The 24,820-nt window shown below is 73.1% G+C and carries 22 protein-coding genes and 1 pseudogene; 13 read left to right on the forward strand and 10 right to left on the reverse strand.

Going from position 1 to position 24,820, the window contains the following annotated elements; all coding sequences use genetic code 11:
- The first annotated feature begins 24 nt into the window (after positions 1-24).
- From OO60_RS32215 to OO60_RS32245, 7 genes are all read left to right on the forward strand, one after another.
- Entirely contained in the window at positions 25-1,404 is a 1,380-nt protein-coding gene (locus tag OO60_RS32215; RefSeq protein WP_033262757.1) for a ferredoxin reductase family protein, read from the forward strand.
- A 13-nt stretch (positions 1,405-1,417) separates the two neighbouring features.
- Entirely contained in the window at positions 1,418-1,849 is a 432-nt protein-coding gene (locus tag OO60_RS32220) for an FMN-binding protein (protein ID WP_033262758.1), read from the forward strand.
- Positions 1,846-2,583 carry an FAD:protein FMN transferase gene (locus OO60_RS32225; protein WP_244885620.1) on the forward strand — a complete coding sequence of 246 codons (738 nt, stop codon included), beginning with the start codon at positions 1,846-1,848 and terminating at the stop codon, positions 2,581-2,583. The genes OO60_RS32220 and OO60_RS32225 overlap by 4 nt, the downstream gene beginning before the upstream one ends.
- A gap of 42 nt (positions 2,584-2,625) precedes the next feature.
- The gene (locus OO60_RS32230) at positions 2,626-3,129 is read left to right on the forward strand and encodes a DUF2231 domain-containing protein (protein WP_033262759.1); all 504 of its coding nucleotides are present in this window, start codon (positions 2,626-2,628) and stop codon (positions 3,127-3,129) included.
- A gap of 90 nt (positions 3,130-3,219) precedes the next feature.
- Positions 3,220-4,863, forward strand: a complete 1,644-nt coding sequence (locus OO60_RS32235) for a phospholipase D-like domain-containing protein (protein ID WP_063749437.1) — start codon at positions 3,220-3,222, stop codon at positions 4,861-4,863.
- A 15-nt stretch (positions 4,864-4,878) separates the two neighbouring features.
- Complete coding sequence (locus tag OO60_RS32240; RefSeq protein WP_033262760.1) at positions 4,879-5,532, forward strand: DUF2278 family protein; 654 nt, start codon at positions 4,879-4,881, stop codon at positions 5,530-5,532.
- Positions 5,533-5,609: 77 nt separating this feature from the next.
- A complete protein-coding gene (locus OO60_RS32245; RefSeq protein WP_033262761.1) occupies positions 5,610-6,773 on the forward strand; it encodes a hypothetical protein in 1,164 nt (387 codons plus the stop codon).
- On the opposite strand, the gene OO60_RS32250 is transcribed toward OO60_RS32245, so the two are convergent.
- The gene (locus OO60_RS32250; protein ID WP_051767837.1) at positions 6,764-10,894 is read right to left on the reverse strand and encodes a non-ribosomal peptide synthetase; all 4,131 of its coding nucleotides are present in this window, start codon (positions 10,892-10,894) and stop codon (positions 6,764-6,766) included. The two genes, OO60_RS32245 and OO60_RS32250, sit on opposite strands and share 10 nt — an antisense overlap.
- A gap of 2 nt (positions 10,895-10,896) precedes the next feature.
- A pseudogene (locus OO60_RS32255) lies at positions 10,897-11,427 on the reverse strand (SET domain-containing protein-lysine N-methyltransferase); the annotation flags it as partial.
- A 122-nt stretch (positions 11,428-11,549) separates the two neighbouring features.
- Here OO60_RS32255 and OO60_RS32260 point away from each other — a divergent pair.
- Positions 11,550-13,181, forward strand: coding sequence for a glycoside hydrolase family 13 protein (locus OO60_RS32260; RefSeq protein ID WP_033262763.1), 1,632 nt, complete (start codon positions 11,550-11,552; stop codon positions 13,179-13,181).
- 87 nt (positions 13,182-13,268) lie between these two features.
- On the opposite strand, the gene OO60_RS32265 is transcribed toward OO60_RS32260, so the two are convergent.
- Complete coding sequence (locus tag OO60_RS32265) at positions 13,269-13,559, reverse strand: helix-turn-helix transcriptional regulator (protein ID WP_004561749.1); 291 nt, start codon at positions 13,557-13,559, stop codon at positions 13,269-13,271.
- Positions 13,560-13,744: 185 nt separating this feature from the next.
- On the opposite strand from OO60_RS32265, the gene OO60_RS32270 reads away from it, so the two are divergent.
- Positions 13,745-14,677 carry a TerC family protein gene (locus tag OO60_RS32270; protein WP_033262764.1) on the forward strand — a complete coding sequence of 311 codons (933 nt, stop codon included), beginning with the start codon at positions 13,745-13,747 and terminating at the stop codon, positions 14,675-14,677.
- A 96-nt stretch (positions 14,678-14,773) separates the two neighbouring features.
- On the opposite strand, the gene OO60_RS32275 is transcribed toward OO60_RS32270, so the two are convergent.
- From OO60_RS32275 to OO60_RS32285, 3 genes are read right to left on the reverse strand one after another with little or no spacing between them, the layout of a single operon-like run.
- Positions 14,774-15,724 carry an RNA polymerase subunit sigma-70 gene (locus OO60_RS32275; RefSeq protein ID WP_004561748.1) on the reverse strand — a complete coding sequence of 317 codons (951 nt, stop codon included), beginning with the start codon at positions 15,722-15,724 and terminating at the stop codon, positions 14,774-14,776.
- A gap of 31 nt (positions 15,725-15,755) precedes the next feature.
- Positions 15,756-16,514 (reverse strand): isocitrate lyase/PEP mutase family protein, encoded by a 759-nt coding sequence (locus OO60_RS32280; RefSeq protein ID WP_033262765.1) that lies wholly within the window; start codon positions 16,512-16,514, stop codon positions 15,756-15,758.
- Positions 16,507-17,925 carry a DHA2 family efflux MFS transporter permease subunit gene (locus OO60_RS32285; RefSeq protein ID WP_003082797.1) on the reverse strand — a complete coding sequence of 473 codons (1,419 nt, stop codon included), beginning with the start codon at positions 17,923-17,925 and terminating at the stop codon, positions 16,507-16,509. Before OO60_RS32285 ends, OO60_RS32280 begins: the two co-directional genes overlap by 8 nt.
- 180 nt (positions 17,926-18,105) lie before the next feature.
- On the opposite strand from OO60_RS32285, the gene OO60_RS48480 reads away from it, so the two are divergent.
- The gene (locus tag OO60_RS48480; RefSeq protein ID WP_420835559.1) at positions 18,106-18,249 is read left to right on the forward strand and encodes an epoxide hydrolase N-terminal domain-containing protein; all 144 of its coding nucleotides are present in this window, start codon (positions 18,106-18,108) and stop codon (positions 18,247-18,249) included.
- A 64-nt stretch (positions 18,250-18,313) separates the two neighbouring features.
- A complete protein-coding gene (locus OO60_RS47525; RefSeq protein WP_003082798.1) occupies positions 18,314-19,225 on the forward strand; it encodes a hypothetical protein in 912 nt (303 codons plus the stop codon).
- Between the two features lie 323 nt (positions 19,226-19,548).
- Here OO60_RS47525 and OO60_RS32300 read toward each other — a convergent pair whose 3' ends face one another.
- From OO60_RS32300 to OO60_RS32315, 4 genes are all read right to left on the reverse strand, one after another.
- Positions 19,549-20,217 (reverse strand): hypothetical protein, encoded by a 669-nt coding sequence (locus OO60_RS32300; protein ID WP_003082801.1) that lies wholly within the window; start codon positions 20,215-20,217, stop codon positions 19,549-19,551.
- A 17-nt stretch (positions 20,218-20,234) separates the two neighbouring features.
- Complete coding sequence (locus OO60_RS32305; RefSeq protein WP_033262836.1) at positions 20,235-20,606, reverse strand: hypothetical protein; 372 nt, start codon at positions 20,604-20,606, stop codon at positions 20,235-20,237.
- 41 nt (positions 20,607-20,647) lie between these two features.
- The gene (locus OO60_RS32310) at positions 20,648-21,016 is read right to left on the reverse strand and encodes a roadblock/LC7 domain-containing protein (protein ID WP_003082809.1); all 369 of its coding nucleotides are present in this window, start codon (positions 21,014-21,016) and stop codon (positions 20,648-20,650) included.
- A gap of 246 nt (positions 21,017-21,262) precedes the next feature.
- Positions 21,263-22,102 (reverse strand): TIGR03560 family F420-dependent LLM class oxidoreductase, encoded by an 840-nt coding sequence (locus OO60_RS32315; RefSeq protein WP_033262768.1) that lies wholly within the window; start codon positions 22,100-22,102, stop codon positions 21,263-21,265.
- A gap of 89 nt (positions 22,103-22,191) precedes the next feature.
- Here OO60_RS32315 and ligA point away from each other — a divergent pair, with 89 nt between their 5' ends.
- Both ligA and OO60_RS32325 read left to right on the forward strand, forming a co-directional pair.
- Positions 22,192-24,183 (forward strand): NAD-dependent DNA ligase LigA, encoded by a 1,992-nt coding sequence (gene ligA / locus OO60_RS32320; protein ID WP_033262837.1) that lies wholly within the window; start codon positions 22,192-22,194, stop codon positions 24,181-24,183.
- 97 nt (positions 24,184-24,280) lie between these two features.
- Positions 24,281-24,727: a hypothetical protein gene (locus tag OO60_RS32325; RefSeq protein WP_003082815.1), complete on the forward strand. Its 447-nt coding sequence runs from the start codon at positions 24,281-24,283 to the stop codon at positions 24,725-24,727.
- The last annotated feature ends 93 nt before the right edge of the window (positions 24,728-24,820 follow it).

The following is a 24,820-nucleotide window of genomic DNA, read 5'->3' on the forward strand; positions in this document are numbered from 1 at the left end:
GGTAACGATCACCCGAGGAGCCCGATGTCCACCACCCTCGCCACCCGCCGCCTCGCGCGGCCGGTGGATCGCGCGTGGCGGCGTGACGCGGCCGGGCTGACGGCCTGGCTGAGTGTGCTGTTCGTGGTCGCGCTCTGGGTGTCCGGCCGCGGCCTGCAGGACCTCGCGACCGGCTTGCTCACCTCCGCCGGGCGGCTGACCGGGCTGCTGTCGGCGGACCTGCTGCTGCTCCAGCTGCTGCTGATGGCGCGGATCCCGTGGGTCGAACGCAGCTACGGCCAGGACGAGCTGGCCCGCCGCCACCGGCTCGCCGGGTTCACCTCGATCACGCTGCTGGCCGCGCACGTCGTGCTCATCACCCTCGGCTACGCGGCGACCGACCGCTCCGGTGTCCTGGCCGAGACGTGGGCGCTGGTGACGACCTACCCCGGCATGCTCCTGGCCACTGCGGGCACTGCCGCGCTGGGCATGGTCGCGGTGACGTCGGTGCGCGCGGCCCGGCGCCGGCTGCGGTACGAGTCCTGGCACCTGCTGCACCTCTACGCCTACCTCGGCGCCGGGCTCGCGCTCCCGCACCAGCTGTGGACCGGCGCCGACTTCACCGCCTCCCCGGTCGCGACCGCCTTCTGGTGGACCGCCTACGCCGCGGCCGCGGGCGCGGTGCTCGTGTTCCGGGTCGGGCGGCCGGTGTGGCTCAACGCGCGGCACCGGCTCGTCGTCGAGCAGGTCGTGCCCGAAGGCCGCGGGGTGGTCTCGGTGTACCTGCGCGGGCGGGACCTCGGCCGGCTGCCCACCGCCGCCGGCCAGTTCTGCGTCTGGCGGTTCGCCGGTCCCGGCTGGACGCGCGGCAAGCCGTTCTCCCTCTCCGCCGCCCCGGACGGGCACCGGCTGCGGATCACCGCCAAGGACCTCGGCCCGGGCAGCCGCCGCCTCACCACCCTGCGGCCGGGCACCCGGGCGTTCTTCGAAGGCCCCTACGGCCGGCTGACCGCGACTGTCCGCAAAGGACCGAAGATCGCGCTGTTCGCCGCCGGCATCGGCATCACGCCGATGCGTGCGCTGCTGGAAGAACTCCCCTACCGGCCCGGGGAAGCCGTGCTGTTCCACCGTGCCGCCCGCCCGGAGGACCTGCTGTTCCGGCAGGAACTCGAAGACCTCGCCGCCCGCCGCGGGATCCGGATCCACCACCTGCTCGGCCGGCGGTCGCCGGATCGCCCGTCCTGGCTGCCCGCCGGGTACGCCCCGGTGCCCGACGAGCAGGTGCTGCGCCACCTCGTGCCCGACATCGCCGACCACGACGTCTACGTCTGCGGACCCGACGCCTGGACCGACGCCGTGCTCGACGGCGCCCGCCGCGCCGGCGTCCCCGCCGACCGCGTCCACCACGAGCGGTTCGCCTGGTAGGAAAGGACTTCCGATGCGCAGGATCGCCATCGCGGCCGCGGCGACCGTGTCCGTCGTCGTGCTGCTGTTCAGCTACCGCACCAGCACGGACGCGACGCCCGTCGCCACCGGCCGGACCCAGCCGTCCCGGACCACGAGCCCGTCCGCGGCCGCCACCGGCACCGCCGCCGACGGGACGTTCACCGGCGACGCCGCCGACACCCGCTACGGCCCGGTCCAGGTCCGGATCACCGTCAGCGGCGGCCGCATCACCGCGGCGGACGCCGTCGAATACCCGCAGGAAAGCGGGCGTGACGTCCGGATCAACTCCGCCGCCGTGCCGGAGCTGAACCAGGAGACGCTGCAGGCCCAGAGCGCACAGGTCGACACGGTCAGCGGCGCCACCTACACCTCCGAGGGCTACCAGCAGTCCCTGCAGTCGGCGATCGACCAGGCCCACCGGTGACCACCGCGCCCCGGCGGTCCTGGACGCGTGCCGTCATGGGCACGCAGGCCAGCCTGCACCTGCGCGGACGGCGCGTCGACAGCGATCCCGGCGTCGAGCCCGCCGTCGCCGCCGTCTTCGGCTGCCTGCGGTGCGCCGACGAGCTGTTCAGCACCTACCGGCCGGACAGCCAGGTGAGCGCGATGCGCCGCGGGCTGCTGCCGCGGGCCCGCCGGCACCCGTGGGTCACCGAAGTCGTCGCGCTGTGCGAAGAAGCCCGGGACCGCACCGAAGGCTACTTCGACGCGTGGCTGCCCGGCGGCTTCGACCCGTCCGGGCTCGTCAAGGGCTGGGCCGCGGAGAAGGCGGCCGCGCACCTGGCCGGCCTGTGCGGCTTCGACCACTACCTCAACGTGGGCGGAGACATCACCGCCCGGGTCGGCGTGACCGCCGCCCCGCCGTGGCGGGTCGCCGTCGAAGATCCCGTGGACCGGACGGCGTTCCTGGCGATCCTCGAGCTGCGCACCGGCGGCGTCGCGACGTCCGGCACGGCCGCCCGCGGCCCGCACATCGTCGACCCGCACACCGGCGCCCACCCGGGCGACCTGCTCGCCGTCACCGTCACCGGCCCCACCCTGCTGTGGGCCGACGTCTTCGCCACGGCGGCCTTCGCCCGCGGCGGCGAGGACGTCGAGGCCTGGGTGGCCACCCAGGCCCCCGGTTACGAGGTCGCCACGCTCGCCCGCGCACCCTGAAGACGTCCTGCCCCGAACCCCGATCCCTCCACAAAGGACACCATGACCACCGTCAACGGCCTGCCCGCCCACATCCTCCTCGTGCACGCCATCGTCGTGCTGCTGCCGCTTTCCGCGCTGCTGCTGGTGCTCAGCGCGCTGTGGCCGGCCGCGCGCGCCAAGCTCGCCCTGCCCAACGCCATCCTGTCCGTGGTCGTCGTGCTCCTCGTGCCGGTCACCACCGACGCCGGCGAGTGGCTCGAACGGCGGGTCGCGCGGACACCGCTGGTGCGCACCCACACCGAGCTCGGCGACACGGCGATCTGGGTGGCGCTCCCGGTGGCCGTGCTGGCGCTGCTGGTGTGGTGGCGCGCGCGGGAAACCACGGCGAAGGGCCGCCGCACCTTCCTCGCCCCGGCTTCGGCGGCGGTCACCGTGGTGCTCGCGGTGCTGTCCGTCGCGGCCGCCGGCGCGGCGGTCTTCGACGTCTACCGCATCGGCGACTCCGGCGCCCAGGCCACCTGGCAGGGCCAGGTGAACACCGCGCCGGCGCCGGGCGAGCACTGATTCCGTAACGGCCGTTGCGTCCCGCGCGACCCATCAGTGCCGGAGTGGATCCGCTGCCGAACGGACGACCGGCGGGGTGGAGGCACGACCATGCGGAACCGCAGTACTGCCGATTCGTTGCAAGTCCACGTCGTGGCCGGGTCCGCCGTCGTGCTGTTCGGGATCGACCTGCCGAAGCGGGCCACCAAGGGCCTGCTCGGCTTCGCCATCGAACGCACCGATCCGGCCAAAAAGGAACGTTACTGGCTCCGCGGCATGAAGGTGTTCGAGGAAACTTCGCGCGGAATTCCCCCGGGCACCTCGGTCAGCCTGCGCGAGCACCCGGTGCAGGGGTTCCAGTGGGGCGACTACACCGCCGAACCGGACCACGAATACACCTACCGGGTCGTCGCGCTCTACGGGAAGCCGAAGAACCTCGAGGTGCGCCGCGAGGTCACGGTGACCGTCCGCACGGAACCGGTTGACACCGGGACGCACGCGATCCACTTCAACCGCGGGGTCGCCGCCAGCCAGGCGTACGCGCAGCGGTTCGGGCGGCCGCCGCGTCCCGGCGACCGCAGCGACCCGGCCTACACCTGGCTGTCCCGCGGTCTCGAGGAAGCCCTCGTGAAGTTCGTCGCCTCGGCCGGCGGCCCCGGGTTCGCGCTGCGCGGCTCGGTCTACGAGTTCTCCTACCCGCGCGTCCTCGAAGCCCTCAAGGCCGCCGCGGACCGCGGTGCCGACGTCAAGATCATCTACGACCGGCGGGGCCGGCCCAGCACGGATCCGAAGCGCGCCAAGGTGTGGCAGCAGTCCGAGCCGGCCATCGCCGCCGCCGGGCTCGGCGCGTGCATGATCCCCCGGGAGACCAACAGCGCCATCTCGCACAACAAGTTCCTGGTCCTGCTGCGGGACGGCGAACCGCAGGCGGTGTGGACCGGATCGACCAACATCACCTGGGGCGGCCTGTTCGGCCAGTCCAACGTCGGGCACCTCGTCCGCGACCCCGCGATCGCCGCCGGGTACCTGGCCTACTGGACGCGCCTGTCCACCGACCCGGACTACGACGAGATCCGGCCGGCCGACACCACCGCCACGCCCACCCCGGCCATCCCGCCGCCGGCCGGGATCACGCCCGTGGTCAGCCCGAGAACCACCCTCGACCTGATCGACTGGTACGCCGGGGTCGCCGGGCGGGCCCGGAAGTCGTTCTTCATGACCGCGGCGTTCGGCGTGCACGACAAGATCGCCGAAGCCATCGCCGTCGAATCCGACGTGCTGCGCTACCTCGTCCTCGAAGAACCGCCCGACAGCGGCGACGTCGAATTCACCCGCGACCACGACGTCAAGGTCGCCGTCGGGTCGCTGCTGAGCACCGACATCCTCGACCGCTGGACCAAGGAACAGCTGACCGGCCTGAACGTCCACGTCCGCTACACCCACACGAAGTTCATGCTCGTCGACCCGCTCGGCGACGACCCGCTGGTCATCACCGGCTCCGGCAACTTCAGCGACGCCTCGGTCCACGAAAACGACGAGAACATGCTGGTGATCCGCGGCGACACCCGGGTCGCCGACAGCTACCTCGGCGAGTTCATGCGGCTGTTCAACCACTTCTACTTCCGTTACCTGCAGCAGAAGTTCCGCGACGACGACCCGGAGAAGGTCGTCCACCTCGCCCCCGACGACAGCTGGGTTCCGCGCTACTACAAGCGCGACACCCCCAGCTACCGCCAACGGCTGCTGTTCCGCTGACCCGAGGAGAACCCGATGCCGCTGCCCGGCTACGGCGTCCTGATCGGCACGCTGGTCTCGTTCACCCGGGAGGACCCGAACGACTTCGGGTCCTGGTACCACGGCAAGCTGACCGTGCAGGCGCCGCAGGGCGCGTACGAATGCGCGGTCGACGTGTCGACACCGAGCGGGGTTCCCGTGCAGTACCGGGAGGTCCGCAACCTCGACGCGGGCCTGTTCGCCGCCGTCTCCGGCCTCGGCCCCGGCTGGCACCCCCTGGCCCGCGACGCGACGTCCGGCGCGCTCGACTACCTGCGGTCGCCGATGCTGCGCGGCCGCGGCTGCCTGACGCTGGTCGCGAGCCCCCTGGCGGCGGCGGTCAACGCGATCCTGCGGTCGCCCCGGTTCGGCTGGGTCGAGAGCACCGCGGACAACGCGCTGGACCTGCTGGAGCAGCGGCTGGCGGGCTGCCGCCGGGTGTACGTGTTCGGGGCGCCCTACAGCCACGGCCTCGGCGTCCACGACATCCACTACAACCAGGGCGACCCGCCGGGGCAGTTCCAGCACCTCGACGGCATCTGGCAGGACGGCGGCACGGTCATCGAGTCGGCGGCCGGCGAGCTGACGGCGTTCCTGACGAAGTTCAAGACCCAGGTCCTGACGACCGGCGACAACGGTCTCCCGGCCTGACGCGGGTCGCTCCGCCCCGGCCGGCCGGTACCATTCGCCGTGATCACGGCGGTGGCCGTGCCGATCGGAAGGCCGGGATGACGGGCGAACACGAGGTCGAAGCCGCCGAGCAGTGGTTCCGGCGGCGGGGGTTGCCCGCCGTCGTCCGGGGGCGGCCGGCGCGGCTGCTGCTCCGCACCACGCCCGCCGTCGTCTTCGTCGCCGCCTGGCAGGTGCTGACCGCGGTGCTGTCCGCAGTGGACGGACAGACGGACGCGGAGTTCGACCGGCTGATGGAGAGCGACGCCTTCGCGCTCGGCTACACCGCCCTGCTGGTGGGCCTGGTCGTCCTGCCGGCCGTGGGTTCCTGGCTCACCGCCCGGTGGGTGCGGCGCAAGCTGGTCGACCGCGGCGGGACGGTGCCGTCTTCGGTGCTGGCGGCCGGGTTCGTGCTCGTCGTGCCCGTCGCCGACGGGATCATCGAGGGCGACTCGATCCCGCTCGGCCTGGTGACCCAGCTCGCGATCCTGGCCGGCCTGTTCGCGGCGGCGTTCGCCGGCGTCGGCTCGATCGTCGGCTGGGCGCTGCGCGCGGCGTTCCGCCAGACGCAGCTGCTGGGCGAGCTGACCAGCCGGGCCCTCCCGCTGCTCCTGCTGTTCACCGTGTTCGGCTTCTTCACCACCGAGATCTGGCAGGTCGGCGCGGCCCTGCCGCGGCCGCGGATGTGGCTGGTGGCCGGGCTGTTCGCGGTGGTCGCGGTGGTGTTCCTGCTGGCGATGCTGAAGGACGAGGTCTCCCGCCTGACGCAGTCGCGCACGGTCCCGGTCGGCCTGGACAAGCTGCGCGGCACCCCGCTCGCCGCCTTCACGGCGGACGGCGAGCGGGTCCCGCTGACGAAGCTGGAGCGGGCGAACATGATCCTCGTCCTGGTGCTGACCCAGGTGCTGCAGACGCTCGTGCTGGCCGCGCTGGTGTTCGTGTTCTTCGTGGTGTTCGGGATCATCGCGGTGCAGCACTCGGTGATCAAGGCGTGGGTCGGCCGCGACCCCACGAGCGGCACGCTGTTCGGCATCCAGCTGCCGATCCCGCAGGAGCTGCTGCAGGTGTCCCTGTTCATCGCGGCGTTTTCCGGCCTGTACTTCGCGGCGTCGACGGTGACGGACGCGAAGTACCGCAGCGCGTTCTTCGACCCGCTGGCCGACCACCTGGCGGTGAGCCTCGTGGCCAGGGACCGCTACCTGGCGCGGCTCGCTCAGGCATGACTGTGCGCCCCGCCGCCGTGGGGCAGCGGCCAGGCGGCGGGCTGCTCCTCCGGCACCGTGAACGTGCGCTCGAACCGGAGGAACGGCTGCGTCGGCGGCGCCGGGACGACCGGCGGGCGGCCCGACCGGAACGGGTACGTCCGCAGTTCCGGGTTCGTCCGCGGTGACGGCGCCTTCTGCTCCTTCGTCGGCACGCCCGCGTAGCGCAGCCGCGGCAGCAGGCGTTCCTGCTTCATGATCACGCTGTGCGGCGCGACGTACGCGTATTCACCGATTTCCGCGCCGTACAACGGAACCGTGCCGTGGGACAGGGTCGAATGCGCGCCGACGTACACGTGGCCGATCTTGAGGACGCGGTCCTCGAACGTGTGCGCCTGGAACATCGCGCTGACCGTCGCGCCGTCGCCGAAGTGCAGCATGTCGGGGTCGACGACCTGGGCGAACCCCTCGCCGAGGACCACGCGCTTGCCGATGCTCATGCCCGTGCGGCGCAGGTACAGCGGCAGCATCAGGGTGCCCTCCAGCGCCGCGAGCACGCCGCTCGCGATGACACCCCAGGCGACGTAGAGGAAGTCCCAGCGGCTGCACCAGCACGACCACAGCGGGTGCACGCCCGGTTTGACCCGGCCGAGCAGCCCCCACTTGAGGGCCAGGACGAGCACGCACGGCAGGATCGCGGTCAGCACCGCCACGACCGCCGCCCCCGGGAAGACGAACGCGGCGAGCGGCAGCACCTGCACCGCGTACGCGGTCATCACGAACCACGCCGTCAGCACCGCCAGCGGGACGACCGGGAGCGCGAACCGCAGCCACTCCCAGAACACCCGGGTGACCACCCTGGCGAACGACGGGTCGTGGGTCAGGCTGCGGTCCGTTTCGACGATTTCGCGGCGGGGCAACAGGATCGGCGCGTGGCCGAACCAGGACGTGCCGGGCCGCATGATGCGGTCGTCGGCGACCGTGCAGACGCCGATCAGGATGTCCGGTGGCAGCCGCTGCCCGCCCGGGATGACCGCGTGGTTGCCGAGGAACGTGTCGTGCCCGAGGCGGACCGGGGCCAGTGTGACCGTGCCCTGCTGGATGCGGGGCCCGCCCAGGTAGATGCCGTCGGCGAAGAACGTGTCCGGCCCGATCTCGACCAGCTCCGGGACGACGTCGATGATCGTGCTGATCTCACAGCCGCGGCCCACCCGCATCCCGGCCCAGCGCAGCCACACCGGCCAGAACAGCCCGCCCGACAGCCAGTTCCCCGCCGTGGTGACCAGCCCGGTCTTGAGCGCCACCCGGATGTAGGCGAGGCTCCAGCGGCTGATCACGCCTTCGCGGACCCGGCCGAGAATCCGCGCGCTCAGCGCCTCCAGCCACACGCCGGCCAGCAGCGAAAGGCAGGCCGACAGCGCGAACACGGCCATGAACTGCCCGTGCGCCCACGGCTGCGTGAACGCCGCGAGCACGTCGGGGTAGGTGATGCCGAAGGCCAGCACCAGCGCGACCATGACGGCCGAGAACGGCAGGGCGAACAGCCAGCCGAACGCCGCGCGGGCCGCGACGGTCGCCAGGCCGTGGGCGAACGGCGAAAGCAGGCTGCCGGTGACGACCGGGACCGGCGCGCGGGGCGCGGGCCCGGCGTCGTGCGCGGGGACGCCGTCCCAGCGGCGGCCGTCGGGCACGGCGGTGCCGGACGGCAGCGACGACAACGCGGTGAGCCAGGCGCCCCGGCCGAGCCGGGTGTTCGGCGACATGCCCGCCCGGACGTCCACCGTGGCCCCGCCGGCGACGGTGATCCGGCCGATCGTGAGGTGCCCTTCGGCCAGCTGGACGGTGCCCAGGGAGGCGTCCTGGCCGATGGTGGCGTCGTCGCCGATGTCGAGCAGGTCCCAGCCGCCCTGCACGACGTCGACACCGCGGTGGATGTGCACGCGCTTGCCGATGCGGGCGCCGAGCGAGCGCAGGGCCATGTTCTGGAACTCGGTCCCGGCGATGGTCCCCCACGGCACGAACCGCAGCAGGTGCCGCACGATCCACAGCCGCAGGTGGAACCCGCTCCACACGGGCACCCGCATCGGCTCGAACCGGCCAATCAGCAGCCGTTTGGCCCGCACGGCGAAGAACACCGCCACCGGCGTCCAGCCGAAGCCCGCCACCAGCAGCGCGACCGGGGCCAGGACGATCAGCGGGACCAGCCCGATCCGCTCGGCCAGCCAGGGCAGCGCGACGAACGCGGCGAACCAGCCGAGCGGCGCGGCGATCGCCAGCTCGGCGAGCAGCCAGGCCGCCTGCGCCACGGTGATCGCGACGGCGCTGCGCGCGGGCGCCGCGACCGCGTCCAGCTCGTCGTGGGTCACCGGCGCGGCGAGCTTCGCCAGCCCGGACACCGTGCGGGCGCGGTAGACGTCCCGGACCGCGATGGCCTCGGTGAGCGGGTTGCCGCGCAGCTTCGAGATGAGCATCGCGGCCTGCAGGGAGCTGCCGCCCAGGTCGTCGAAGAAGTCGTCGTCGACGCCGACGCCGGTCGTCTCGAACACCTCGCCCAGCGCGCCGGCGATGAACTCCTCGAGCTCGTTGCCGGACGCGGTGGTCGTGGCCGCGTGCCGCCGGGCGGTGGCGAGGACGGGCAGGTCGGTGCGGCGCAGCTTGCCGCCGGCGCTGCGCGGCAGCGTCTCCACGGCCCCGAAGACGGCGGGGATCATGTACGCGGGCAGGGCCTTGCGCAGGTGTTCCTTCAGCTCGGCCGGGTCCGGCAGGCCGCCGGGCCGCTCCGGCACCAGGTGCGCGGCGATCACCTGGCCCGCGCCCTCACCCTGGACCCGGCAGGCGGCCTCGCGCACACCGGGGTGGCGCGCGAGCGACGCCTCGATCGCCTCCAGCTCGATCCGGTAGCCGCGCAGCTTGACCTGCGAGTCGATCCGGCCGTGGTAGAAGAGCGTGCCGTCCGGCCCGGCGGAGACCAGGTCGCCGGTCCGGTAGAGCCGGCCGAGCCGCGGGTGCTGCGGGAACTTTTCGGCGGTGAGCTCCGGTTTGCCGTGGTAGCCGAGCGCCAGCCCGGCGCCGGTCATGCACAGCTCGCCCTTTTCGCCGGGCTTGACCGGTTCGAGCCGGTCGTCGAGCACCAGCGCGCGCATGCCGGGCACCGGGCGGCCGATCGCGACCGGCTTCCCCGGTTCGACGTCCGCGCGCAGGCACGTCACCGTGCACTCGGTCGGCCCGTAGCCGTTGACCATCCGGCGCCCGGGTGCCCAGCGCTCGGCGACGTCGGCGGGCAGCGCCTCGCCGCCGACGTAGAGCAGGCGCAGCTGCGGCAGTTCGCGCCGGGGGTCCTCGCACGCGGCCGCGCGCAGGAGCGTCGGGGGCGGGCAGAGCACCGTGATCCGTTCGTCGCGCAGCCACGGCACGAGGTCGGGGCCGAGGCGCGCGGTCTCGTCGTCCATCACCACGGCGGTGGCCCCGCACGCCCACGCCATCCAGGCTTCCTCCACGGAGGAGTCGTAGGCCGGCGACGAGCCCTGGGCCACCCGGTCGCCGGGCCCGAGGCCGAACTCGGCGACGTCGGAGCGGATCAGGTTGACCACGCCCTGGTGCCCGACGAGCACGCCCTTCGGCTTGCCGGTGGTCCCCGACGTGTAGATGACGTAGGCCAGCCCGGCCGGCGCCGCCGGGGCGATGACCGGCTGCGCCGCGGGCTCGGCGGTGCCGTCGACGCGCTGCACCGCGCCGGCGTACCCGGCTCGGGCGGCCCGCTCGTGGCCGGCCCGGTCGGTGATCAGCAGCGCGGGCGCGGCGTCGGTGAGGATGTGCCCGAGCTGTTCGTCCGGGAAGGACGGATCGACGCAGACGTAGGCCGAGCCAGCCCGGAGCACGCCGAGCTGGGCGAGGTAGAGGTCTTCGGTGGTGCGGGAGAGCAGGATCGCGACGATCCCCGGGCGCCGGACGGCCCGGTGCACCGCGCGCGCCACGATCGCGGACCGGCGGTGCAGGTCGCGGTAGGTGGCGGTCCGCCGCGGCCGCCCGCCCGAAGGCGGGACGTCCACGGCGACCGCGTCCGGCCACCGCCGGGCCGACTCCTCGAAGAAGTGGTGCAGCAGGGCGGGGCCGGCGTCGTGCGGCTGGGGCGCTTGGCTCACCGTCACACCCCGGCGGGTTCGGGGATCCGGCCGTCCAGCACGGCGAGCAGGTACGGCGAGAGCAGCTCGCGCAGGCTCTCGCGGCGTTCCGGCGGCAGGTGGCGGAAGCCCTGGATCGTCCCGTCGCACCCGGCGGCCCCGCACCGGCAGGTGAACGGCTCGGCCATGTCGTATTCGGTGCTGGCGTAGTGGAAGGTGATCTCCGACCAGGCCGGGATCGGCCGCAGGCTCAGCACCGACCGGCCGCGGATCACGGCCGTCGGCTCGCAGGCGTGGTTCATGAACCGCCAGTAGTACCGGTCCAGCACGTCCTCGAGCGGGCAGCCGGCCGGCATGTCGACGTGGCTGTGCGCGTCGAGCTGGACGGTGTAGCGCGTCGGCGTGGCCGTCACGTCGCCTTCGAGGGTGAACAACAGCGCGCGGGCGGGCACCGCCTGGTTGGTGACCAGCCGGTACTCGCGGTCGTTGCGGACGACGGCTGCCCGTCGCGTGTCCTCAGCCATCCGTGACCTCCTGGGAAGTTGACCCGAACACCGGAGGCCACGTCGGCCGCGCCCGGAGAGTTCAGCTCCGCCACCCGGCCCGCTCTCAGGATCTTCTCAACGACGCTCTGGTAGCCGCGGTCCGGCCGGCACCCGCATGCGAGGATCGCGGGGTGTCTGCGACTTCCTCCCGTACCCCCTCGTTCTGGGACGACGCGGTCGTCTACCAGCTCTACGTCCGCTCCTTCGCCGACAGCGACGGCGACGGCGTCGGCGACCTCGGCGGGGTGATCCGGCGGCTGGACCACATCGCCGGGCTCGGGGCCGGCGCGATCTGGCTCAACCCGTGCTACCCCTCGCCGCAGGCCGACCACGGCTACGACATCGCCGACTACCGCGGCGTCAACCCCGAGTACGGCACCCTCGAAACGTTCGACCGGCTGGTCGCCGAGGCGCACGCGCGCGGGCTGCGGATCTTGCTGGACCTGGTCCCGAACCACTGCTCGGACCGGCACCCGTGGTTCACCGCGGCGCTCGCCGCCGGCCCCGGCTCCCCCGAGCGCGCGCGGTTCGTCTTCCGCGACGGCCGGGGCGACGCGCCGCCCAACAACTGGCAGTCGGTGTTCGGCGGGCCGGCCTGGACCCGCGTCACCGAACCCGATGGCACGCCCGGCCAGTGGTACCTGCACCTGTTCACCCGCGAGCAGCCGGACTTCGACTGGCGCAACGCCGAGGTGCTGGCCGAGTTCGACGACATCCTGCGGTTCTGGTTCGACCGCGGCGTGGACGGGTTCCGCATCGACGTCTGCCACGGGCTGATCAAGGACGCGGCCCTGCGCGACTGGGACGGCGGCGGCTACAACGCCCACAGCTGGAACCAGCCGGAGGTGCACGGAATCTTCCGGCGCTGGCGGGCGCTGGCCGAGGGCTACGACCGCGACCTGCTGCTGGTCGGCGAGGTGTGGGTGCCCGACCCGGGCGACCTCGACGACTACCTGCGCCCGGACGAGCTGCACCAGGCGTTCTCGTTCGACCTGCTCGTCCAGCCGTGGGACGCCGGGGCGCTGCGCGGCGCCGTCGAGCGCGCCGCGGCCCGGACCGCGGTGCACGGCGCACCGGCGGCGTGGACGCTGGCCAACCACGACGTGCACCGGGCGGTCACGCGCTACGGCATCGTCCGCCCCGAGCCCGCGCCCCCGAGCAACGACGCGTTCGCCGCCCTGATGCGCCCCCGCGGCGAGGTCGACGTCAAGCTGGGCGAGCGGCGCGCCCGGGCGGCGCTGCTCCTGGTGCTGGCCCTGCCCGGCTCGGTGTTCCTGTACCAGGGCGAGGAGCTCGGCCTGCCCGAGGTGCTCGACCTGCCGGACGAGGCCCGCCAGGACCCGGTGTTCCACCGCAGCGGCGGCCGGGAGAAGGGCCGCGACGGCTGCCGGGTCCCGCTGCCCTGGTCGGCGGCCGCCCCGGCGTTCGGCTTCGGCACGGGCACGCCGTGGCTGCCCCAGCCGGACTGGTTCGCGGCGTATGCGGCGGACGTCCAGGACGAGACGTCGACGCTGCACCTCTACCGCCGCGCGATCCGGGCCCGGCACGAGCTCGGCCTCGGCGAGCCCGGCGAGGTGGCGTGGCTCGCGACGGGCGAGGACACGGTGCTCGCGTTCCGCCGCGGCGAGGTGGTGTGCGTGGTCAACACCGGGGCCACGGATTTCACGCCCCCCGCGCAGTGGGGTGCGGTCGTGCTGCACAGCGGCGAACCCGCCGTCGTGGCCGCGGACACCGCGGCGTGGCTGGCCCCGGCCCGTTCGTAGGCGGGTGATCGGGCGCGGAAACCGCTTTCCCGTCCCTCACCCGAGTGATCTCGGGCGCGGGCCGAGCCGGTGAATTCACAGCCGCGGTCAGCCGCCGGGCACCGGCTCGGAACCCAGCGCCGCCAGGAGGTCCGCCACGCGGTGGTGCGCCTCCAGGGGGTGCCGCAGCCGGCCTTCCGGGTGGATCTTGTAGTGGTTGCGCCGTCCGACGCGCTCGCGCTCGAGGTAGCCCTCCGCGATGAGGTCGGCGAGGATGAGCTGCACGCCGCGTTCGGTGATCCCCACGCGCCGGGCGATGTCGTGCAGCGTCCGATCCGGATCCGCGGCCACGCACAGCAGGACGTGCGCGTGGTTGCTGAGGAACGTCCACGAAGCCATACCGGCCACAGTAGACGTCCGAACTTGACAGACGAAGTGGAGTTCGTCATTCTGGTGGCAGCGGAGGGGAGTACCCGCCAGGTCCGGCATCGTCAGTACGGCTGCCCGAGTGCAGCTCGGTGCCGGCGTCACCTTCGGGTGGCCGGGGAGACCTCCGGTTCGTCACCGAACCGGAGGAGTGTGTCGTGACCGTCCCGCTGTGGGCCTGGGCCGCCGTGCTCGGCGTCATCCTGGCCATGCTCGCCATCGACCTCGCCGCCCACCGCAAGGCGTCCGTCGTCGGCGTCCGCGAAGCGCTCGCCTGGTCCGGCGTCTGGGTCGCGCTGGGGCTCGCCTTCGGTGCCGTGGTCTGGTGGATCTGGGGCGCGGAGTTCGCGGGCCAGTACTTCGCCGGCTACGTCATCGAGAAGTCCCTGGCCGTCGACAACGTCTTCGTGTTCGCGATCATCTTCGGCTACTTCGCCGTCCCCCGCGAGTACCAGCACCGCATCCTGTTCTACGGCGTCGTCGGCGCGCTGGTGTTCCGCGCGGTGTTCATCGCCGCGGGTTCGGTGCTGATCGCGAGTTTCGCCTGGATCCTCTACGTGTTCGGCGCGTTCCTGGTCATCACCGGCATCCGGATGGCGCTGCACCGGGACGAGGCGGTCGACTACGGCAAGAACCCGGTGCTGCGGGTGTTCCGCCGCATCGTCCCGACCACCGACGGCGACCACGGCGGCCGGTTCCTGGTGCGCCAGGGCGGCCGCTGGGTGGCGACGCCCCTGCTCGCGGTGCTGGTGCTGATCGAGGTCACCGACGTCGTCTTCGCGGTCGACTCGATCCCGGCGATCTTCGCGGTGACCCAGGAGCCGTTCCTCGTGTTCACGTCGAACGCGTTCGCGGTACTGGGGTTGCGGGCGATGTACTTCCTGCTGGCCGACGTCATGCACCGGTTCGTGTACCTGAAGCTCGGGCTGGCGATGGTGCTGGTGTGGGTGGGCGTGAAGATGCTGCTGCTGGACGTGTGGAAGATCCCGACAGCGCTGTCGCTGGGCGTGGTCGCCGCAATCCTGGCGACGGCGATCGCCGCCAGCCTGCTCCGGACCCGCACCGCGGCGGCGGAGAAGGAAATCCGCTGAGAACGGCCACGGCCGGCACGCCGGACTGGCCGGGCGTTCTCGCGGCGATCGCCGTCGCCGCCGGGCTGTTCGTGGTCCGGCGCGGCTGCTGCTCGCTCACCGAGCGAGCCGGGCCGGCAGGCCGGCGGCCGTGACGAGCCCGGGGCCGTGGAACTTCACCGCCCGCGAGAAACGGCCGTCCCGCACCGTGAACACCCACAGCCCGTCGGGGCCGTCCGGGCGGTAGCTGCCCGCGGCCGGCTGGCCGTTCGCGCGGGTGGGCAAGAGCCGGGCGGCGCCGCCCGGTGCGGAGAACGCGCGCTCCAGGAACGGCAGGCACACGTCCACGCCCTTGAACCACAGCGGGTGCGGTACGGCTTCGAGGGTGAAGTCGTCGTGGATGACGGCCCGCAGCGCCACGGTGTCCTCGGCCTCGAACGCCGCGATGTAGCGGTCGAGCAGCGCGCGCTCGTGCTCCGGGCCGGGCGGCGGCCGGTCGTCCAGGTCCAGCTCGTCGAGCCGGCCGCGGGCCCGCTGCAGGAGGCTCTTCACCGCCGGGACGCTGACGCCGAGGGTGTCCGCGATCTCGGTGGCCTGCCACGAGAGCACCTCGCGCAGCAGGAACGCCGCGCGCTGCCGGGCCGGCAGGTGCTGCAGCGCCGCGACCAGCGCCAGCCGGACCGACTCGCGCCGCACGACGACCTCGCCCGGATCACCGAGCACCGCGTCCGGCAGCGGCCCGAGCCACGCGACGGAGTCGTCGGCGAAGGCCCGCACACCGGGGTCGTCCGACGGCGCGCCGAGGCCGGCGGGCAGCACCCGCCGGCTCCGGTGGTTCAGGTGGGTCAGGCACGCGTTGGTGGCGATCCGGTAGAGCCACGTCTTGAGCGAAGACCGCTCCTCGAACGCGGCGACCCCGCGCGCGGCCTTGAGCCAGGTTTCCTGGACGACGTCTTCGGCGTCCTGGTAGGACCCGGTCATCCGGTAGCAGTGCGCGACCAGCGCCGGGCGGAGCGAGCCGAACTTGGCCTGCAGCCACTCGGTCCCGTGAATCGCTTCGGAAGACACACACCCTCCTGCTCGTCGGGGACATCGTCGGTCAGCGAAGGGAATCTCGCAGCTCTGCGAGCGCCCCGCGCATCGCGGCCAGGCCGCCGCGGTGGAACCGCGGCCCGTAGGACACCCTGGCGACTCCCAGCGACGCCAGGGTGTCCAGGTCCAGCGCCGGGCCGGTGTTCCCGTTGACCGGCCCGGGCACCCCTTCGACCAGCCGCCCGACGTCGTCGGCGGCCGACATCCCGATCGGGTACACGCAGTCCGCGCCCGCCTCGCGGTAGGCCCGGCCGCGGCGGATCGCCTCGGCCGTCCGGTCCGGTTCGGGGATCCCGCTCGGCGGCAGGAAGACGTCGACCCGGGCGTTGAGCACGAGCGGGACACCCGCCGCGCCGGCGGCCGCGCGGACCGCGGCCAGCCGGTCCGCCTGGGCCGCGGTGCCGGTGAGCCCGCCCGCCCGGTGATCGGTGTCCTCGAGGTTGCAGCCGGCGGCGCCGGCTTCGAGCAGCTCGGCCACCAGCTGTTCCGGCGCCAGGCCGTAGCCCGCCTCGGCGTCCACGGTCACCGGCACCGGCACGGCGCGGGCGATCCGCGCGGCGGCGGCGAACATCTCGCGCCACGGCGCCCGTTCGCCGTCCTGGTGGCCGAGCGTCTCCGCCACCGCGACGCTGGACGTCGCCACCACCGGGAACCCGGCCTCGACGACGAGCTCGGCGCTGGCCTCGTCCCAGGCGTTCGGCAGCACCAGCAGCTTCCCGTGGTGCAGCGAGCGCAGCAGTTCGGCGTGGGTCTTCAGGTCAGGCATGGTCGTGCTCCTCCGGTTCGCGCCGCGGGATGGCCCAACCGGCCAGCGCCCCCGCGGCGGCGAGGACGGCGCTGACCACGGCGGCGGCGGTGAAGCCGTCGGTGAAGGCGCCGGGCGAGGCGTAACTGCCCGTCAGGGAGAACCCGAGGACCAGGACCGCCACCCCGAACGCCCCGCCGAGCTGCCGCATCGCGCTGAACGCCCCGGACGCCTTGCCGAGGAACCGCGGCGCGACCGAGGTCAGCACCGCGCTCTGCGCGGCCGGCAGGCACAGCGCGATCCCGGTGCCGGACAGCACCAGCGGCACCGCGATCGCCCAGTACCCGATCGCGGGCGCGGCGACCAGGGCGATCCACAGCATGGCGAGACCGTGCAGCCCGAGCCCCCCGACGACGAACGGCCGTTCGCCGAACCGGCCGGCCAGCCGGCCCGCCACCTGCGGGACGACCGTCGTCGTCAGCCCCCACGGCGCCAGCGCGAGCCCGGCGGCCAGCGGCCGGTACCCCAGCCCGTCCTGCAGGAACTGCGCCATGAAGAACACCGCCCCGAGCGCGGACGCCCAGTGGAAGAAGATCACGGCGTTACCGGCGGCGAACCGGCGCGAGCGGAACAGGTGCAGCGGCAGCATCGGGTGCACGGCGCGCCGCTGCCGGACGGCGAACGCCCCGAACGCCAGCAGGCCACCCGCCACGGGCCCGGCGACCGCCACACCGGTCCAGCCGGCCGTGCTGCCCTGCGCCAGGCCCCACACCACGCCGAACGAGCCGGCACCGGCCAGCACCAGGCCCGGGACGTCGATGGCCGGATCCGGGCCGCGGCTCTCCTCGATGCGGGTCAGCGCGAAGCAGACCAGGGCGATCCCCACCGGCACGTTGATCCAGAAGATCCACGGCCACGAAACCCCCTCGACGACGGCCCCGCCGAGCAGCGGCCCGAGCGGCACCGCCACCCCGCTGACGCTCGCGAAGACACCGAGAGCCGTGGGCCGCTGCTCCGGCGGGAACGCCGCGCCGAGCAGGGCGAGCGCGAGCGGCATGACGAACGCGGCCCCCGCGCCCTGCAGCACCCGGCCGGCGATCAGCGTGCCGGCGTCCGGAGCGACCGCGCAGATCAGCGACGCCCCGGCGAACACGGTCACCCCGGCGGCGAAGACCCGGCGCCTGCCCCAGCGGTCACCGGCCGCCGCCGCGGTCACGAGGAGGACGGCGAAGCTCAGGCCGTAGGCGTTGACCGTCCACTCGAGTTCGGCGGCCGACGCGCCGAGATCGGTCCGGATCGCGGTCAGCGCGGTCGCCACGACCAGCGCGTCGAGCACGACCATCAGCGACGCGACCGCGGTGACGGCCAGCACCCACCGCCGCCGGATCCGCTCCGCGGCCGGGGCCGGTGTGGGGGAAGTTCTGGTGCCCAACGGTGTCTCCTCCTGCTCCGGTCACCGGCGTTCCGCCGCTTCCGAAGACGTAGACACCGCACGCGGCCGGGAGGAATCGGTGCGTGGCTCAGCCGACCGAGCCGGCCGGCCTCGGACCAGTCGCGCCGAGGTTCCCGCTATGTCCGGAAGTCTGCCTACTGGCGGGCGCACGAGCGGCGGCTGAACGGGTTCCCGCAGTTCACCACCGAGATCGACGGGCAGGACATCCACTTCCTGCACGTCCGCTCGCCCCGGACAAGGTCGTCGGGGTGCACGCGAACGGGCTCGCTGCGTTCACCGCGCCGGACGCCGGAGCGGAGCTGACCCGAGGCCGAGCGGGCGCGGCTGAAGCAGGTCGAGTACCTGCGGCCCCCGGCCGGCCTGGATCGTGGAGAAGTTCCGCGAGTGGACCGACCCGGCGGCCGAGCTGCCGGAGGACGCCGTGGACCGGGACCTGCTGCTGACCAACGTGATCCTCTACTGGGTGACGGGCACCGCCGGTTCCGCGGCCAACTGCTACTACGAGACCGCGCGCGCGGGCGCCTGGAGCGCGGCCGGGCGGTCGCCGGTGCCGACCGGGGTGGCCGTGTTCCCGCGGGACGTGTCGATCCGCAGCACCCTCGACCGGGACCACACCATCGTGCACTGGTCCGAGTTCGGCCGCGGCGGCCACTTCGCCGCGATGGAGGCGCCCGACCTGCTGGTGGCCGACGTCCGGGCGTTCTCCGGCACGCTGCGCCGGCCCTGGATAGTCCATTGTGGACTGAAAGTCCGGGCCGCCCCCGGCAGGCGGGGTGGCCCGGCCGGGGTGCATGCTGGGGTGGTGAACAGCGACCACTCACGGGCTGAACCACGGCGGCACCGCGAGGCGGCCGCCGACCGGCGTGACCGCACGGCCGACGAGCGCGAACGGGCCGCCGACCGCCGCGAAGCCACGGCGGACCAACGCGACCACATCGCCGATGAACGCGACCGCATCGCCGACGAGCGCGACCGCATCGCCGACGAGCGCGAAAGGTCGGCCGACGAGCGCGAGGTGGAGCTGACGCGCCTCGAACAGCGCACGGACCGGGCCGCCCGCGACACCGCCGCGGCCGCCCCGGACGCCACCCAGCGGGCCCGGGAGTCCCTCAAGCGCTCCCGCGACCGCCAGACGTCGAACGCGGCGGCCCAGGACCGCGAGACGGCGGCCCAGCAGCGGGAGGACGTCCGGACCGTGGGCGAGCAGGATCGGATCGATCGCGAGGTCGCCCGCACCGAACGGCGAACGGCCCGGCTGAACGACGAACCACCGGCCTGACCACCCGAGCCGCGAATACACCGGGCCCAGCGCGAAACCGTCCGGCCGAGCCGCCGCCGCCGCGACCGGATCCACCACGGCACCCCCGGCCGAGCCGGAGCCGCGACCACACCGGACCCACCGCGAAACCGGCCGCCGAGCCATCACCGAACCCGCCGCGGCGCCACCCGGCCGAGCCACTGCCGCGACCACACCGAACCCACCCCGAAACCGCCCGCCGAGCCACCACCGAACTCACCGCGGCGCCACCCCGCCGAGCCACTGCCGGCCCGCGACCAACACCGGCCCCACCACGGCACCACCCGGCCGAGCCACCACCCGGATCAGAGCGGCACCTCCACCTCCATTCCCATGATCCGGGTGACCGTGCGGCGGCGCAGCCAGCCCCGGGCCGGCGCGCCGTCCCGCACCTCGCCGAGGAACGCCCTGCGCTGGGCCGAGGTCGCCGACCGCCAGCGCATCGCGAGCACCGGGCGGACCGGGGCGATGAACGCCTGCACCCGTTCGTGCGCGCCCGCGATCCGGGCTTCGTATTCGCGGTCCGGGCGGTAGGCCAGTTCCAGGTCGATCAGGGGCGCGGCGCCGCCGGCGTGGTGGTGGCAGCGTGACAGCATCCGCGCGAGCTCGTCCATCGCGCCCCGCACGCGGCAGGGCATCTGGTCCTGCCAGCGTCCGAGCCGCGGGACCGGCGACGGCGCGGCCGTCACCTCGTCCGCGAGCACGACCAGCGCCCGGACCGCCGATCCGGCGAGCTCAACGCGGATCCGCCTGCCCTTCGCGTCGACGAAGAACCGCGGCACCCGGCCGGCCACGACGGTGCCCGACCGCAGCCGGACCCACTCCTCGACGGCGTCGGGCGACGGACAGGAGGACACGAACGTGAACGCCAGCTCGTCGCCGGCGAGGTTCATCGTCACGGGGAACAGGGAACCGAGGTCGTGCACGAACGCCGAGCCGATGACGAGTGCGGCGCGGGAGCCGCCTCCGGTCATCGCCTCCTCCTCCCGGGCTACACCTGGAGATCCGCTTCGATGCGTTTGAGGTAGTGCCGGGCCAGCGCCAGGTTCGCCCGGTCGCGGTCCAGCACCAGGTACAGGAACAGGGAGTTCCGCGCGCCGACCGTGTTCATCAGCCGGATCAGGTGGTACTGGCGGTGCAGGGTGATCAGGATGTCCTCGATGGTGTCGTTGAGCGCCAGCGAGGACATCACCCGCAGTTTCGACCGCACGACCTCGGTGTTCCCGGCCGCCGCGACCTCCAGGTCCAGCCATTCGCCGCCGCCGCTGGTGCCGAGCGACATGCCGCTTTCGTAGTCGACCAGCGCCACGCCGACGGCGCCGCTGATCGACATGGCTTCCTTGAGTGCCGTGTCGATGTTCATCATCATGCTGCATCCTTTCCGTGAAACGAGTGGCCGGTGGGCTACGCGGCCAGGATCGAACCGATCCGCTCGATGACGGGCCGCGATTCGAAAAGCAGGCGCCCGACGTTCAGCCCCTTGTCCCCCAGCACGACCATCAGCGCGAGCCGCCCGATGGCGTAGACGGCCATGTACCCTTCGCTGCCGAACACGACGGTCTGGTGGAGCGTGCCCTTGCCGGTGATTTCGGCGGCCTGCCTGGCGATCCCGAGATCGGCCGCGGCGAGCGCGGAGATCTTCGCCGGATCGATGTCGTCGGCCGCATCGGCGATGATCGGAATGCCGTCGACCGCGGCCAGCACCGTGTCGGTCACCCCGGCGACGCTTTCCCGCAGGGTACGCAGCTCGCCGGCCAGTGCTTCGAAGTCCAAGACTTTTTCTTTCTGCTCCGGAATTGCGGAAGACGAGTGCGGCGACCCTACCGCCGTCATTACTCCCCGCCAATCGGCGTCCGAGTACCACTCTGCCGTTTCACTCGATCGAGTGAAACGATTCTCGCGCTGTAACAGAAAGAAATTGACAAACGGCGATCATTTCGCCGTGCATTCGGCCGATCGGCGGCTCACCATGGGCCGGAAAGGGCCGGCCCCGGGCGCGGAGCCCGGGGCCGGACGGCTTCAGCGCAGCGGCTCGAGCGCCTTCGCCAGCGGCTCCAGCACGGCCGGGGTGTGCGGCGGCGGGAGGTAGACGATGGCCAGGTCCACGCCCACCGCACCGAGGGCCTCCGCTTCCGCGGCGACCTTCGCGTAGTCGAGGTCCGGCCCCAGCCGGACGTGCGAGGACAGCGTGATCTCGGCCGGGTCGCGCCCGACGTCCGCGCAGTGGCGGTGCAGCACCTCGCGCTTGCGGGTGAACTCCTCCGGGGTGCCGCCGACGAAGTTCCAGTGCTGGGCGTACTTCGCGGTCGTGCGCAGCGTGCGCTTTTCACCGCTGCCGCCGATGCAGATCGGCGGGTGCGGCCGCTGCACGCCCTTCGGTTCGCACCGGGCGTCGGTCAGCTGGTAGTGCTCGCCCCGGAACGTCGTCGTCTCCTGCGTCAGCAGCCCGACCAGGACCTCGCACGCCTCCTCGAACCGGTCGCTGCGCTCCTTGACCGAACCGAGCTGCATGCCGTACGCGCCGGACTCCTCTTCGTTCCAGCCGGCGCCGACGCCGATCTCCAGCCGGCCGCCGGAGACGATGTCGAGCGTGGCCGCCATGTTCGCCAGCAGCGCCGGGTGGCGGTAGTGGATGCCGCTGACCAGCGTGCCCAGCCGGAGCCGCTTCGTCGCCTGGGCGAGGGCCGTGAGCGTCACCCAGCCTTCCAGGCAGGGGCCGGTCGGATCGGAGAAGATGGGGTAGAAGTGATCGAACGTCCAGCCCGACTCGAACAGCTCGATTTCGTCCGCGGCCTGCCAGACGGCGAGCATGTCCGCCCATGCGGTGTCCTGCGGTGAGGTCTTGATGGCGAATCGCATGATCTTCAGCGTAACCCTGGAGTTCCTCCAGAATGCCTGCTCAGGCGCCCCGGAGGTTTTTGTCGGTGGTGCCCGGTACCGTCCTCGACGTGAACGCTCAGGAACGCATCCGGGACCTCGCCGACCGCATCACGGTGCTGCGCGACGCCTACTACCGCGGGTCGCCGCTGGTGGCCGACGCGGAGTACGACGCGATCGAGGACGAGCTGCGGAGCCTGCTCGCGGCGCACCCGGAGCTCACGCCGGACCCGAACCCGCTCGACCAGGTCGGCGCGCCCGCGGTGCTGCACGCGCCGATCCGGCACTCGCGCCCGATGCTGTCCCTGGAGAAGGCGACCAAGCCCGAGCAGGTCGAGGCGTTCTTCGACCGCTTCCCCGGCCAGCCGGTGGTGGTCATGCCGAAGCTGGACGGGCTGTCGCTGGCCGTCGTCTACGAAGACGGGCGCCTGGCCAGGGCGGTCACCCGCGGTGACGGCACGACGGGCGACGACGTCACCGTGCTCGTGCGGGCCCTGACCGACGGGATCCCGGCGCAGGTCGGCGCGCCGGGCCGGGTCGAGGTGCGCGGCGAGGCCGTCATGCTGCGCTCGACCTTCGCCGCCTACAACACCGCGCACCCGGACAAGCCGCTGATCAACCCGCGCAACGCCGCCGCGGGCACGCTGCGCGCGAAGGACCCCGCGACGGTGGCCGAGCGGCGGCTGCGGTTCTTCGCCTTCGACCTGTACACCGAGCCGGACAGCGCGGCGGCCGACCTCGGCAGCGCGCTGCACGCGCTCGGCTTCACCGCGGCCGACATGCGGCGCTGCGCCGACGCGGCCGCGGCGCAGGACGTGATCGGCGAAATCGAGCGGCAGCGCAACGACCTGGACTACGACCTCGACGGCGCCGTGCTGCGGCTGGCGAGCCGGGACGCCTACGCGGCGGCCGGCACCCGGTCGAGTTCGCCGCGCGGGGCGCTGGCGTTCAAGTTCGCCGCGGAGGAGAAGACCACCGTGCTGGCCGACGTGGTCTGGGACGTCGGCAAGACGGGCAAGATCGCGCCGGTCGCCTGGCTGGAACCGGTGTTCGTGGGCGGCACCACGGTCACCCGCGCGACACTGGCCAACCAGGAGGTGATCCGCGCCCGCGGCATCAGGATCGGCGACACCGTGCTGGTCCGCCGGGCCGGCGACGTGATCCCGTTCGTCGCCGGGGTGCTCGACGCCTCGAAGCGCACCGGCGCCGAGCGGGAGATCGTCCCGCCGGACGCGTGCCCGTCGTGCGGGCAGCCGCTGACCGAGCAGGGCAACAGCCGGGAACTGTTCTGCACCAACGTCTCCTGCCCGGCCCAGACCGTGCGGCGGCTGATCCACTGGGCGTCACGGGCGGCGGCCGACATCGACGCCATCGGCGGTGTCTGGATCGAACGGCTGGCCGAGGCCGGGATCCTGGAGCACCCGTCGGACTTCTACAGGCTGACCAAGGAGAAGCTGCTCGAGTTCGACCGCATCGGCGAGGTCTCGGCCACCCGGATGATCGAGTCGATCGACGCGAGCCGGTCGGTCGGCCTGCGCCGGGCGCTGATCGGGCTGGCCATCCCGATGGCGTCCGAGGGCACGGCCGCCCGCCTGTGCCGGGCCGGGTTCGGCTCGCTGGAGGACGTCGCGGACGCGGGTGCCGAGGGACTGGTCGCGGTGGAGGACATCGGGCCGAAGGTGGCGGCGTCGCTGATCGAGCACCTGACCCGGCTGCGGCCCGAGCTCGAGCGCCTGCGGGCGGCGGGCGTTTCCCTGGACGTGCGCGAAGAGGACCTCCCGCCGGTCGTCGCGGCCGGCGCGCCGCTGGCGGGCAAGACGGTGGTCGTCACCGGCTCGATCAGCGACCCCCGCTCGGGCGAGAAGGTACCCCGCCCGACCTTCCAGCGGCTGTGCGAGAAGGCGGGCGCGACCACGGCGACGTCGGTGTCGGCGAACACGGACCTGCTGATCACGGGCGCGGACGTCGGGGCGAGCAAGCTGACCAAGGCCGAGAAGCACGGCGTCGAGGTGGTCGACCAGGGCGAGATCTGGCAGCAGCTGATCGCGGCGGGCATCGTGTAGCGGCGCTGTCCCGGTGCACGGACGGGTCATCCGTTCGGGCAAAGCCGGCGCGGGCGACACTGAAGGGGGCAATCGGCCTCGTTCGAAGGGACGCTCGATGACCACGCCGCCGACCGACCGCGCGCGCACCCGCCAGCTCAGCGTGCACGAGTTCCTCACGGCACGGGGCTGGCACCTCGACGGCGAAAGCGACCCGGCCGAGGTGCGGTTCGCCGACGACGTCCACGCGGGCTGGCACTACCCCGCCACCTACGGCGGTCAGCGGATCAACGAGGTGGCGGACACCACGCCAGTGCCGTTGCAGGGCTGCTTCACGTTCGGCGACGAGGGCGAGGAAGTGTTCAGTGTGACCCCGGCGGGCAACCTGCGCGGCAGCGGTTGCGCCGAGCACGACACGCAGGAGCGGTGCTTCCCCTTGACCGCGGAGGGTGCGGTGGACCTGACGGAGATCGCGCCCCTGCTCGACACCCTGGAACCCCGGGCGCGCGCCCTCGATCCGCGGGAGTTGATCGAATGCCGGTACTTCGGGCCGTGTGAGCGGTGAGGCCGGGTCCGGTCGGCGAGGTGCCGCGCGGGGCCCCGGGTTCGGCCCGGCCACCGGTCCGGTCTCCGGGGAGGCGCCGCCCGTGCGGCGCCC

It is taken from the genome of Amycolatopsis vancoresmycina (genome assembly GCF_000716785.1).
Lineage (GTDB): Bacteria > Actinomycetota > Actinomycetes > Mycobacteriales > Pseudonocardiaceae > Amycolatopsis > Amycolatopsis vancoresmycina.